The organism is Sinorhizobium kostiense (assembly GCF_017874595.1).
GTDB classification, from domain to species: domain Bacteria; phylum Pseudomonadota; class Alphaproteobacteria; order Rhizobiales; family Rhizobiaceae; genus Sinorhizobium; species Sinorhizobium kostiense.
In genome coordinates, this window is record NZ_JAGILA010000003.1 from 1 (window position 1) to 13,685 (window position 13,685).

At 58.5% G+C, this 13,685-nt stretch carries 2 protein-coding genes and 7 pseudogenes; 6 read left to right on the top strand and 3 right to left on the bottom strand.

The window, feature by feature from the left end; translation table 11 throughout:
- Positions 1-981: pseudogene (locus J2Z31_RS12810) on the top strand (IS91 family transposase); the annotation flags it as partial.
- A gap of 402 nt (positions 982-1,383) precedes the next feature.
- Positions 1,384-1,632, top strand: a pseudogene (gene tnpB, locus J2Z31_RS29950) (IS66 family insertion sequence element accessory protein TnpB); the annotation flags it as partial.
- Here the strand turns inward: tnpB and J2Z31_RS12820 are convergent.
- Positions 1,601-7,396 (bottom strand): type I polyketide synthase, encoded by a 5,796-nt coding sequence (locus J2Z31_RS12820; protein WP_209602314.1) that lies wholly within the window; start codon positions 7,394-7,396, stop codon positions 1,601-1,603. The pseudogene tnpB and the gene J2Z31_RS12820 overlap by 32 nt on opposite strands.
- A gap of 1,022 nt (positions 7,397-8,418) precedes the next feature.
- Between J2Z31_RS12820 and J2Z31_RS29210 the strand changes: the two are divergent.
- The 3 genes and pseudogenes from J2Z31_RS29210 to J2Z31_RS12830 all read left to right on the top strand — a co-directional run.
- Positions 8,419-8,709 (top strand): annotated as a pseudogene (locus tag J2Z31_RS29210) (IS91 family transposase); the annotation flags it as partial.
- A gap of 761 nt (positions 8,710-9,470) precedes the next feature.
- The gene (locus tag J2Z31_RS12825) at positions 9,471-10,268 is read left to right on the top strand and encodes an SDR family NAD(P)-dependent oxidoreductase (protein ID WP_209602315.1); all 798 of its coding nucleotides are present in this window, start codon (positions 9,471-9,473) and stop codon (positions 10,266-10,268) included.
- 294 nt (positions 10,269-10,562) lie between these two features.
- Positions 10,563-11,382: pseudogene (locus J2Z31_RS12830) on the top strand (IS110 family RNA-guided transposase); the annotation flags it as partial.
- On the opposite strand, the pseudogene J2Z31_RS12835 reads toward J2Z31_RS12830, so the two are convergent.
- A pseudogene (locus J2Z31_RS12835) lies at positions 11,331-12,151 on the bottom strand (IS3 family transposase); the annotation flags it as partial. The pseudogenes J2Z31_RS12830 and J2Z31_RS12835 overlap by 52 nt on opposite strands.
- 66 nt (positions 12,152-12,217) lie before the next feature.
- Between J2Z31_RS12835 and J2Z31_RS12840 the strand changes: the two are divergent.
- Positions 12,218-13,174 (top strand): annotated as a pseudogene (locus J2Z31_RS12840) (IS110 family RNA-guided transposase).
- A 238-nt stretch (positions 13,175-13,412) separates the two neighbouring features.
- Here J2Z31_RS12840 and J2Z31_RS12845 read toward each other — a convergent pair.
- Positions 13,413-13,676, bottom strand: a pseudogene (locus tag J2Z31_RS12845) (transposase); the annotation flags it as partial.
- Positions 13,677-13,685 lie beyond the last annotated feature (9 nt).

Sequence of the window (13,685 nt, forward strand, 5' to 3'; positions counted from 1 at the left end):
CCCGCTGCCAATCGCTGGCCCGAGCGCAATGGCTGGAGGATCGCCGCGCCGAGCTCCTCGACACTCAGTACTTTCACGTCGTCTTCACGCTGCCGGAGGCCATTGCCGCCATCGCCTACCAGAACAAGGCGCTCGTCTACGGTCTGCTGTTCCGCGCCACGGCCGAGACGCTGCGCACCATCGCCGCCGACCCCAGGCATCTCGGCGCCGAGATTGGCTTCTTCGCTGTTTTGCACAGCTGGGGGCAAAATCTACTGCACCATCCCCACCTGCATTGCGTCGTCCCGGGTGGCGGGTTCTCGCCAGATGGCGAGCGCTGGATCGCCTGCAAGCCGGGCTTCTTCCTGCCGGTCCGCGTGCTCTCACGCCTGTTTCGCCGCTTGTTCCTGCAGCATCTGGAGAAGGCCTTCGACGCCGGCAAGCTGCAGTTCTTCACCGCCTTGCAGCACCTCAGCGAGTGCAAAGCCTTCCGGCGCTATCTGGCGCCCGTTCGAAAGACCGACTGGGTGGTCTACGCCAAGCCGCCCTTCGCTGGGCCCGAACAGGTGCTCGATTACGTCGGTCGCTACACGCATCGTGTCGCCATCTCCAACAACCGCCTCGTCGATATCGAGGATGGCGCTGTGCGCTTCCGCTGGAAGGATTATCGGCATGGTGATCGGCAAAAGGTCATGACGGTGTCGACCGACGAATTCATCCGCCGCTTTCTGTTGCATGTCCTGCCCGAGGGCTTTCATCGGATCCGCTACTACGGTTTTCTTGGCAATCGGTATCGCGAACAAAAACTTGCCCATTGCCGCGACCTGCTCGGCATGCCGATTCCCGAGCCATCACAGAGCCAGGCTCCGAAGGAGTACCGCGATCGAGGAGCTCACCGGGCGTTCCCTCAGGCAATGCCCGGCCTGTCGTCAAGGGCAGATGATCACCATCGAAATCTTCGACGGCGTCACAGGACCGCCGCGATACTGGGATACGTCATGAAAGAAGCACACCGCTTTCATCGCCACCGTAGCACCGTTCCGCCGGAAACCGGTCGGTCCCGAGAAGGTGCGTGCCGTCGCGCCTACCAGCCCTTCCCGGCAGGTCACAACGGCAGTCTTTACCGCTACAACGGCAATCTTTATCCTTGTCGAATTCGAAATCGGCGCTGCTTCCGTCCCGTGCACCCCGCGGCGGCGCACGTCAATACCGCCCCTGCGACTCCTTTCCTTGGAGCCGCACTATTCAATACCCATAGAACCTGAATCGCGCCCGCGGCTTAGCCCAACACGTTTTTAGCGCACCGTCGCCATCGGCCTCGGCGCGCCCGTCAAAGTGGATACACGCGACGCCACGCTAAAAACGCTCTGCATTACGTGCCGCGCCACATAACCGTTCAACAGTGCGCTTTACGTCTTCCGGGCCAAACGGGCGGACAGAGTGAAGATCGTCTGGTGGGACCGCTCCGGGGTCTGCCTTCCGGCTCCGGATCGACTGCGCATAATCCCGGTTATGTATGTAACCTCACCGCTGTCGTCTTCCCATTGGGGATGGGCAGCCGCCCGCATTGCCCCGCCTGAAGTGCAGCGTCCGAGGGTGCGATGCTCCCGCACTTTCGCGGTCATGGCGACTGGTGGCCGTTACGTCTGGTAATTCGGTCATAGAGATCACCGAACGTCTCGGCCTTGAGTATCTCATCGAGTTGCGGCGACCTCCAGCGATCGCTTTTCTTCAAACGAACTTGAAGTTCAGTGGCGAGAAGGCTGTCTCCGCCAACGTCGAAGAAGTTGTCGTGTAGTCCTATTTCTTTTGCGCCCAGAAAAGACCTGACTTCCTCAAGGAAGAGGCTCCTCGGATCGCCTTCCTTTACTATGTTGTCCTTTCTTTCTCTGACTTCTTCCGGCGAAGACATTTTCTCTTCTTCCAGCAGCTCGTCGGGCGCGACTGTTCGGACCTTGTCGACCTGACTGCGTGCAGGCAAGGATCGCGGTGGTAGAAGCACCTGGCCGTCGCCGTCCGGCCAGCAACGGTGACCGTCAAATGAATACGTTGGAAGAGGAAGGCGTTGTCGAGTACCGAATGGTTCCAATTGATCACTTGCCCGCTTCCAATCCACCGCAACACCGGCGGCCCAGAGAGCCCCAAGGCATTCGAGAAGGATATGGCGGTCAGTGGACTCTTCGTCGTTGTCATCGCGAGCGGCCGCGACGATCGTAGGGATTCTGCTCGTACGATCCTCTGGGTTGATGGCCCCCTGGGCGAGCCACGCCAAATTGCGCGAGGGCCCAAGGTCAATGAGTGCAGTTGCACCAGCCGCGACCACGGTCTCGATAGAGCGATCGAATCGGATGATTCCAGTTGCTTGCCTACTCCAGTGGCTCTCCGGTAACGGTACCTTCGTCCCGTGCAGAGATCCTGAATTCAGAGCGATGTCGACATCCGGCAACCGCTTTTCAAGGGTGCGGGCCTGCGCGTCGATGATATCAGCCGCTGGTTTCATCAGCGGAGAATGGCTAGGCACCCCAGCTGTATTAAGGAGGCGGTTGGGGATCTTTGCTTGTTCGAGCCTCTCCTGAAGGCTTTCAAGAAGTTCCCGCCTGCCGGTGAACACGACGCTGGTTTTTGAGTTCACCACACCGACGTTGATCTCGCCCGCTTCAACTCGAGCGCGCCAAGCGTCCTCCATGAGAATACGGTTAGCGTCGTCGGGGGCGCATCTGGCCGAAATCATAGCACCCTCGACACCAAGATCCGACATAGCGCGGCTCCGATTGACCGTCAGCCCAATCGCATCTTCCAGTGTCAGAACGCTTGCTAGGGTGGCCACGACGTAATCGCTCATGCTGTGTTCGACAAGATAATCGGGACGCACTCCACATAGTTCGAGCAAACGTGCCGTGGCGTATTGCACTGAGAAAATCATCACGCTTATTTCTTCGAAGGAAGCGGTCGCGTATGCGTCATCTTCCCCAAACAGTACTGTCTCCAGGTCACGATCCAGAACCTTGCGACTAGCGGCGGCACAAGCTAGGAAGGCCTTGCGAAAGTCCGGCACGTGATCGAACAGATCTTTGAACATTCCCGGGTGCTGCACTCCGCAGCCCGGCAGCATAAAGCCAATAGACGGCGAGGAAAGGGTCCGATCAGCCACACGATCCACCTCTTCTTCTAACCTATCAATGGCCATGTCCAAGTTGCGGGCCACAACGACGGTTCGATATTCAAATGGGCATCTCGCCACGCGTAGCGTGTGGGCGACGTCACCGAGATCGATATGGCGGTTGCGCTGAAGGAACACGGCTAGATTGTGGCAGGCCCGACTTAGCGCCGATGGGGTCTTTGCAGACAGGCAAAGGGCGTGAGATCCCCGCTCGACCGATCCAGGCCAAGACCTTGCGTTGTCGCTGTCCCATTCCTGCAGCACGATATGGCAGTTTGTTCCGCCTATACCAAGGCCAGTGACTCCGGCGGTGCGCGCGCGCCCCCGCGGACGGGGCCAGGGTCTAAGCTGCTCATTGACGAAGAAGGGCGTGTCCTCCAGACCCAGATCTTCGTTCAGTCGGTTGATGTTTATGGTCGCGGGGATTACCCCGTGCTGAATCGTGAGAACCGCCTTGATAAAGCTCGCGACCCCAGCGGCGAAGTTGGTATGGCCGATATTCGGTTTGATTGACCCGAGCGCACAGGCGTTTCGCGTTTGCTCTTGCCCCGCGAACACTTCTGCCAGAGCGCGGACCTCGATCGGGTCACCCACCTTGGTGCCGGTCCCATGCATTTCGATGTATTCCACATCATCAGCGCCGAGTGCTGCTGAAGCAAGTGCTTGGCGCACAACAGCGGCCTGGCCTCGCGCGCTAGGCGCCGAGAAGGACGATTTGGTGCGGCCGTCGTTGTTAATGGCACATCCTTTTACGACTGCGTGGATCGGGTCGCCCGCCGCAACCGCATCTTCGAGTCGCTTGAGGACGACGACCCCTACCCCATCTCCGAACACCGTGCCGCTGGCATCAGCATCAAAGGTTCGGCACACACCGTCCTTAGAATTGATGAAGTTTTTAACATATTGATACCCAGCTTGAGGAAAGGTGATGCTCGCCGCGCCTGCCAGCGCCATGTCGCAATAGCCGGCCGCGAGTGATTGAGCCGCGACAGCAATTGCCACCAGGCCAGTTGAGCATGCGGTTTGCACCGCAACGCTTGGGCCGTTGAGGTTCAGCATGTAGGATACGCGTGAGGCGAGATAGTCCTTGTCGTTGCCGAGTTCCGTAAGGAAAGCGAGCGGGGCGTTGGTGGGATCGACTAGGCCGCCCCCCTTCAAATGGTGTAGTAGATATAGCGGGAGGGACGAACCTGCGAACACCCCGGTCCGGCCCTCATGCTGGCTTGGCGCATATCCGGCCGACTCGAGTGCCTTCCAGCAGCATTCGAGGAACAGGCGATGCTGCGGGTCCATTAACGTTGCCTCACGCCTTGAGATATCCCAGAAGTCCGGATCGAAAAGGTCCACATCGTTGAGATGGGCACCCACGCGCACATAATCGGAGCGATTCAGGACAGCCTCCGGAATGCCCCGTGCTTTGAGTTCCTGCTCTGAAAGCGGGGCGATCGAGCAGACCCCTTGGCAGAGGTTTTCCCAGAGCGCATCGACGGTATCCGCGCCGGGGAAACGCGCGGCCATACCAATCACCGCAATGTCCATCGCGGGGCCGCGTCGCCCATCGAACGCCGCAGTCTGCGCCAAACCCGCTGAGCTCGGCGGTGTGCTCGGAAGCTTGCGGTTATGGGGACGGCGCTGCTCGCCGCCGCATTTGCGGAGAAGAGCCGTGAGTTCTTTGAAAGTTGGATTGAGGAAGACCTCCACGACGCGGATTTCCGCCTTCAGACTCCGACGAAGCTGCGTGCAGAGACGGGCAGCCAGAAGGGAGTGTCCGCCGCAGTCGAAAAAGTTGTCGCCCGGGTCAGCAACCTCAACCTTGAGAAGGTCGCGCCAGGCTGCGCGAAGTGCCGATTCGATCTCGTCGGCACCTGTCACTGGAGTGCACGCCTCTTTCGAGACGTCGCGGAGGCGCGATCGATCAAGTTTCCCGTTAGCAGCAATGGGCAATTCTGTCAGAGCGACGAATTCTGACGGAATTGCATAATGCGGCACCTCAGACTTCAAATGCGCCCGCAAGGAAGCCTGCCACCCCTTGTGCGGATTCCGCAAGACTACATAGGCGATCAGTCGATTAGGCTGGCCGGTCGTCGGATCGAGCTCCGGCACGACGGCGGCGGAGGAGACGCCGGAGTACCGAAGCAAAGCAGCTTCTACCGACGCGGGAACGACGCTATATCCTCGGATCTTCACCATGAAAGCGCAGCGCCCGATAATCTCCAAGTGGCCGCCGGGTAGCATGCGGCCAAGATCGCCAGTGCGGAACATGTTGCCATCAGCGCGGAACGGGTCGGGAAAAAACCTTTCTCGTGTCATCTCGGGACTGTTGAGATATCCATGGGCCAAGACATCGCCGCCGACGAAGACCTCGCCCAAGAAGCCCAGAGGTACGGGATCGCGTTCCTCCCCGAGGATATAGACACTGGCGTTGTGCTGAGGCGGACCGACTGGTACGACCTTATGTGTTGTCGCAGGATCGATCTCGCTCAAGTCAATGTACGTGACATCGTTCGCCTCCGCAGCGCCGTAGTAATTGATAATTTTGACATGCGGCAGCGCATGCCTCACACGTGCAAGCAATGCTGCTGTTACCACCTCGCCTGACAGGTAAATCAATCGGAGATCCGGAAGACAGGAGGGGAGGTCGAGGAAGCCACTGCCGAGAATCACGTCCAGCAGTGAAGGCGTTAATAGCGTTCTGGAAATTCGATTTCGTTCCAAGTACTCGACCAGTTGGCGCGGATCGTAGATGACATCGTCCGGTATCAGATAGGCAGGCACCCCGGCGAGGATCGGCCGCATTATCTCCCAGACCAAGAAGATATTAACCGCCTCGCGCTCATCAGGCGCGTATGGCAGCACGTGATAGCGCCACTGGTAAGAGCATACAGTGCTTCGGTGGGGGCAGACGATCCCTTTCGGTTCACCAGTCGTCCCAGACGAAAATACAATCTGGGCCGGCGCATCGAGATCGACTGCTGGGGCATTGGCCGGATTGGCTTTGCCGGGTTGCGCTTCCCAACCCTCGTCGAGCGACAGCGCAATACCGGGCCAGTTAGGAGGAAGGTTGGCTGCGAATCGGTTGTTGGTGACGACGACTTCAACAGATGCCTTTTCAAGTATCCGCTTTATCGCAGCAACGGGCTGCGCTTTGTCGAGCACGACGTAAGCCGCCCCCGTCTTAAGTATACCGAACAGCGCGATGGCGTATTCAGGTGAAGTATCCATTAGGATACCCACGCGCGAACCTCGGCTCTGAGCATGTCCGAGCAGGTGACTGGATAGTATCTCGCTGAGGTCATCGAGCTCACGGTACGTTAAGATCCCCATCTCTGAGACGACAGCAGGAGCCTCGGGATTGAGTGCCGCTTGTTTGCGAAATTGGTCATGCAATGGTAGTTCGGGATAAGGTCGGGGCTCGCCAATTCGAATGGAAGCTGGGAGTTGTGTCTTCACCTCCCCAACCTCATGCAGAAGGGCCGAAACCACTTCCGCCGTCATGGAATGGGTGAAAAAGTGATCGCTATCAAACATAATCCGGGCAAAGCGTGACGTCGTAAGCCGACGCCATTCGTCTAGATCATTGGCATTTATCATTTCGTCTTGAACTCCGCCCATTGCGGTAATTGCCGCGTCGAGAGGCGTTGGTAAGTTCCGATCGTAAGTCTCCGCAAGTTCGAGATCGGCCCGCAGCGGCGGCAAGATAAAGTCATGCAGGAGTTCCTCATTTGCCAAGGCCTCCTGGGGGAGCAAGCCAAGGATCCGGACCACATCGGTTAACTTATCGTCGTCGTAACTATGCATGGGCGGCTCATCCGCCGGCACGTCCGCCGACTCATGAGCCGACACGACAACATGGAAGGGAGATGACTGACCGGCCTTCTCCAGGGAGCGGGCGATCTCGTAGGCCACGAGGGCACCTACGCTATGACCGAAGAAAATAAAAGGCCGGTCGCTGTACCCGCCGAGCGCCTCAGTGACCATCGACACTAGTACGTCCATGCTGCGGATAGGAGCCTGCGCTGAGCGTTTGCCCCGCCCGGGAAGATCCAGGCAAATCAACTCAACGTCTTCCGGAAGATATTCAGACCAGGTATGGAACGATTTGACGCCGCCACCCCCATGCGGAAAGCAGAATATCCGATACGACGGCTCAAATGAACGCTTTACGACGCTCAGCAATGCTTTGGCTTCATCGGGATTATTTGACATTTCTCCAACTACTCCACTGATCAACTGCTTGAGATAACCGTTTCTATTCATCGCACATCAATGCCGGTTGAGCTCAACATCGCCTGTGACATGGCGGTAGACGCGGATCGCCGAGCCTTCCCCTCCACCTCATCTGAGAGGTTGAACTCATTGGACAACTGAAACTGAGGAACGTCAGATAATGGCTCGAGTAAGCCTATTTGGAAGTCGCTCAGCCAGGCGTCATTTAGCAGCGCCATATGTCCAGCTCTCGACCTGACCCGCACTACGGGGTCTGCGAGGAATTCTTCCTTCAACCCCGCCGGTTGACCCATCAATTCCTCCGCAAAAAGCCAGCGACGCTCCGGGATAAGATGGGATTAGTCGCCAAGTTGGACTACGCTTATCCACAGCGAGGATAGCAGCGGCAGGCGACTGCAAAAATAAAACATTCGTTAAACTTAGTTTAAAGCCATTTTTACATACGTTTAAAGACAACAAACCATTCTACAATAAACCGGATTTCCATTCGACTTCGCTTCGTAATGGACGACGCCTCAAAGTAACTGCATAGATTTTGCGCCTCACGCAGCCGCACATGAGACGCTGCTGATGCCGGCAAAGGCGACGGTTGCTGCTTGGTCCCGTTCAAGATCCCACGCCCTTGCTGATCGCTACAGTCAACGGCTGGGTTGGTGAGAACCATGAGCTTAGCTCAATCTATTCGGGTCAGCGCGATCTTCGAAGATTGCTCATCAGTGGGACATCGGCGCTCGTGCGGGTGGGCATCACGAATGAAGGCTCGTAGCTATCACGCATGATCGCCAGAAAAGCCGCCGATGCTGATTTACGGTCGCGCTCGCCAATCGAATGGCCCGTATCGCCTGGGCTCTGATGACCAATGATGGCCGCTACGAGCCAGCGGCAGTATGAGTTCAGCTTAGCGGAAAGGTTGCACTGATCGCCAAAGCGAATGTGAGCAGGTCGAACGAAGAATGGACAAACAGTCATTGTGCTGCACACCCGGGGGCAAAGTTTGCTGCACCATCCCCATCTGCACTGCGCTGGGCCGCACGCGTTGGATCGCCTGCAAGCGGCAAAAGGTCATGACCGTGTCGACCGATGAGTTCATCCGCCGTTTTCTGTTGCACGTCCTGCCCGAGGCTTCGCGAACAAAAAGCTTGGCCATTGCCGCGACCTGCTCGGCATGCCGGTTCCCGAGCCCTCGGAGAGCCCGGCTCCGAGGGAGTACCGCGACCGTTACGAGGAGCTCACCGGGCGTTCCCTCAGGCAATGCCCGGCCTGTCATCAAGGCGGCAGATTATCACCATCGAACCTTCGACGGCATCACCGGACCACCGCAGCCATACCGCGATAGGTCATGAGGAAGCGCAGCACTTTCATCGTCGCCGCATCGCCCCGTTCGGCCGGCAACTGGGCCCGGCCCCGGGAAAGTGTGCGCCGGCGCGCCCACCAGCGCCTTCCGGCAGGTCATGGATTCAATCGTCACCTCTTTCGAAACCGGAATCCGCGCTGCTTTCGATCACCCGCGCTCCCGCCACCCCTGCATCCACTGTGCGATGCTCTTTCCTTGACGGGCATCATTCAACACCCACAGAACGCCACTTGCGCCCGCGGCTTAGCCCAACACGCTTTTAGCGCACTGTCGCCATCGGCCTCGGCGCGCTCGTCAACGTCGATACCCGCGAGCCACGCCAAAAACGCTCTGCATGATACGTGCAAAATCATATTCGAACTTTAACAATTACAGGCGCGTTTAGGATTGACTTAGACAATCAGCCATTTAAACTTCCCCTTAGACTATGCGATGAGAATAATGCATGGGATGGTCTCAGGATCGCACCTAGAAGGCAAAGCGGCTTCGGCAACCCGTCAGCCCAAGTCAAAGGCGAGGTGCTGGCCGAATACAGCCGTTTATGGCCCGCGAATCCGGTGCCGCAATCAGACGTTAAACCCTTTGTACCCGTCGCGTTGCCGTTCCAGACTTGCCCCGAATTCACTTGGTACATAACGTGTTAAGAGATCGGGCCGCAAGGGTCCCTCAAATTCGAGCCGAGGTCATCGGAATTCCGTCTAACGAGCTAGTCTGGCCTGAGCCACTAGTGTGTGAGCATAGGATAATTTTATGGGCAAAGTGGCCATTGTTACAGGATCGGCAACGGGCATGGGCGCGGCTTGTGCTATCGACCTCGCAGCGCGAGGCTGGAACGTCACGATCAACTATAGTAGAAGCAAGACGGAGGCCTACGAGACTTATACCGAAGTCAGGGCGCAAGGTGTTGAAGCCATCGTCGTGCAGGCCGACGTGGGTCAGGATGCAGATTGCCGCCAAATGGCTGCAGAGACCCTGAGCAAGTGGGGGCGCATCGACGGTCTTATCAACAACGCTGCCACCACAAAGTTCCAAAAAGCCGGCGACCTTGAAGACGTCACACCGGAGGATTTCGACCGCATATTTCGCGTGAACGCCACTGGCGCTTTCCTGATGAGCCGTGCAGTGTTTCCGGCCATGAGGAGACGATGGGAGGAGAGTAAAGAACGCGGCGCGATCGTAAATGTGTCCAGCAATGCTACTCTTACCGGCAACGGCAGCTCACTGCCTTATGTACTGTCTAAGGGCGCTCTAGAGACTCTTACCCTGATGCTCGCACGCTGGCTCAGCCCTGCCGTTCGGGTGAACGCCATTTGCCCTGGGTTCATCCAGACCCGTTGGATGCTGAACGGCATTGGCGAATTTGAATACAACAGGATGAAAGAAGACAAGGAACAGCGGACGCCTCTACGCCAGGCTGGCACGCCGGAACAGATGTCAGAGGCAGCGCTCTTCTTCCTGACGGAAGCATCAAACATTACCGGTCAAATCGTGGCAGTCGATGCCGGCAGTCATCTTGGCCTGTTGCCGAAGCCTTGCAGCCAAAGTTAGAGCCTGAATGAAAGGATTCGTGATATCAGGCTGTTGCGAGCGTCCGTGTGACTAGGCCAGTGTCGGCGACGTATACCCAGGCTTCTGCCGAGCAATGGAATTGGCCTAGTCCTCTCCCGGCTGGAGCGTCCCCACTATCATGCGACCCGTGTCATCTGTATGGAGCCGCCGCGGATCGGAGGCCACAAATTTGCGGCCTCCAGCCACTGACCTGATGTGGTGGACGGCCTCCGCTCCCGGCATCGCAATGTGCCAAAGTGTGGCTGTCGAAAGTCACCTGAGGGAGAGCCGTCCATGGAGAAGATTACCACGATTGGTCTAGATATCGCCAAGCACGTGTTTCAGGTCCACGGGATCAATGGCGCTGGTGCTATAGTTGCCCGTCGCAAGCTTCGCCGCGATGATGTCGCTGGATTCTTCAAGGCGTTGCCGCCATGCCTAATCGGGATTGAGGCATGCGCGACGGGACACTACTGGGCTCGGGTTCTCAGGGCGTTGGGTCACGAGGTTCGGCTGATGCCGGCGTCTTACGTCAAGCCATACGTGAAGCGGCAGAAGAATGACGCGACGGATGCCGAGGCGATCTGCGAGGCGGTGGCGCGGCCGACGATGCGTTTCGTTCCGGTGAAGAGCGAGGAGCAACAGAGTGTGTTGATGCTGCATCGGGTCCGCGAGCTTTTGATCCGGCAGCGGACAATGCTGGTGAATGCCCTGCGCGGCCACTTGGCGGAGTTCGGCATCGTAACGCGTCAGGGGATTGCCGGCGTTGGAATGCTGATCGCGTTGGTCGAAGACGACGATCGCGATCTCATCCCATCGCTTGCGCGGTCAGCGCTGCTTTCGCTGATCGGGCAATTGCGGGAAGTACACGAGAAGGTCAGTGAGATGGATCGCCAGATCCATGCGTGGCATCGTTCAAATGAACTGAGCCGGCGCCTCGAAACAATCCCTGGAGTTGGCCCAATCACCGCCAGCGCGATCACCGCGACAGTGACAGACGTGTCGCTCTTCAGATCCGGCCGACAGTTGGCGGCGTGGATAGGCTTAGTGCCGCGGCAGAACTCATCGGGCGGCAAGGACCGCCTCGGAAGGATCAGCAAACAGGGCGATCCTGTATCCGAGCGAGGAGTGCGGCCGTGTATTGTAGTCGTCGACCCATTCGGAAATGGCACTGCGGGCGTGGCGGAGCCCGAAGAACAGGCTCTCGTTCAGCAGCTCGTCACGCATGCGGCCGTTGAAGGACTCGATATAGCCGTTCTGCATCGGCTTTCCCGGCGCGATGTAGTGCCATTCCACCTTGTGCTCCTTCGACCAGACGAGGATCGCGTTGGAGGTGAATTCCGTGCCATGGTCGGAGACAATCATGCCGGGCTTGCCCCGCCGGTCGAGGAGCGCCGTCAGTTCCCGTGCGACGCGACGCCCGGAGATCGAAGTGTCGGGGATCGCCGCCAGGCATTCGCGCGTCACGTCATCGACGATGTTGAGCACGCGAAAGCGCCTGCCGCAGGCGAACTGGTCGTGGACGAAATCCAGCGGGCATTCGCTCGACGAGGATCGGCGCACGCGTGCCGACGGCCCGCCGTCTGGCTTTCCGCTTGCGAACCGAAAGCCCTTCCTCGCGATACAGCCGATAGATGCGGTTGACGCCGGACGGCTTTCCCTCCCGCCTGAGCAGGACGAACAGTCGCCGGTAGCCGAAGCGCCGTCGCTCGTTGGCGAGATCGCGCAGCTTCTCTCGCAGTTCGGCCTCTTGACGGTCGGCGTGACCGATAGCGCACCATCTTCCGGTCAGCGGATATGATCTGGCAGGCCCGCCGCTCCGACAGACCCATCACGGCCTTCAGATGCGCGACGGCTTCACGCCTGGCGGCAGGCCCTACCATTAATGGGATGGTCCGCCCCGTCCTCCTCACTCATCATGAGGAAGCCAGATCATGGAGGAAAGTAGCATGGCGCATCGCAATTTGCCGCGGCCGGCGGCCGTCTATGGAATCGACATTGGCAAGAACATCTTCCACGTCGTTGGTCTAAGCTGCGACGGTACGCCTGTTCAAAAGGTGCGCTTTCGACGCGGCACCCTTCTGCAATTCTTTGCCCGCGTCGCGCCGAGCATCGTCGGCATGGAGTCCTGTGCGGGGTCTCAGTGGCTCGCACGGAAGATACAGGCGTTGGGTCACAAGGTACGCTTGATCCCCGCGCAATTTGTGGAGCCTTATGTCAAGTCGAACAAGAACGACATCATCGACGCTGAAGCAATTGCGGAGGCGACAACGCGGCCGACAATGCGCTTCGTGACGGTGAAGGAAACCGATCAAGTAGATCTTCAAGCGCTGCACCGGATCCGTGACCAGATGATCGGTTCCAGGACGCGCCTGATCAATCAGATGCGGGCCACCGGCAATGCGCCGGCTGCTGGGCGATTTATACGCCGATCTCCTGAGCCTCGAAGAGCGTATCCGCCAAGTCACGAAAGAGATTGCGGCGATCGCCGATCGAGAGGACGTCGCACGCCGACTGATGACGATCCCTGGGATCGGCGCATTGGGCGCGACTGCATTGCTCGCCGCTATCGGCAACGGACTGCAGTTCCGTAAGCCCGCGATCTGGCTGCATGGCTGGGATTGGTGCCCAGGCAATACTCGACCGGAGGCAAACAGACGCTACTGGGCATCAGTACACGTGGCAACCGCTATGTGCGAAAGCTGCTAGTGCATGGAGCGAGATCCTGCTTTCGACACCTCGACCGAACGCGCGATCGCTTGGAAACCTGGCTCAATGGCCTTGAAGCTCGGATGCATCCGAACAAGGCGGTCGTTGCATTCGCCGCCAAGATGGCACGCATCGTCTGGGTCGTTCTGAACAAGCCGGGGGCACTCTACGAACGCAGAGACCCTGCCTTCGCCTGAGGCTTCCAGCTCGATTGCAAGGCTCGGGACGAGTGATGACGAAACAGTGGATCAGCACGCCGTAAACCCTGCGCAAAAAGGCGGGCTTCGTGCCCGAACCATTTATTGGGAACGGCGTGCGCGGATCTCATCATGGCCTGGCTGCAACAGCAGTCCACTCGCGAGAGGCCGGATACATTTAAGCAACTGGAACCGTCACCTACGGCGTCGCGACCCCTTGCACGGACAGGGCGGACCATACATTTTTTGCAAGAAGCTGGCGGAGTGCGGCGGCATCCAGCATCTGCTCGGCCAGCAGCTTCTTCAGCTTGGCGTTCTCCTCTTCGAGAGCCTTCAGGCGCTTCGCCTCGGAGACCTCCATGCCGCCGTATTTGGCTTTCCAGTTGTAAAGAGTCGCTTCTGAAATCCCGTGCTTGCGGCAGAGGTCGGCCACCTTCGCGCCAGCCTCCTGCTCCTTCAGCACCGCAATAATCTGCTCTTCCGTAAATCTCTGCTTCTTCATGCGTCCGTC

What these genes read in the sequence shown, in the direction of transcription:
- J2Z31_RS12820 (WP_209602314.1), bottom strand. Translation starts at nt 7,396, where the DNA reads ATGAATAGAAACGGTTATCTCAAGCAGTTGATCAGTGGAGTAGTTGGA.
- J2Z31_RS12825 (WP_209602315.1), top strand. Translation starts at nt 9,471, where the DNA reads ATGGGCAAAGTGGCCATTGTTACAGGATCGGCAACGGGCATGGGCGCG.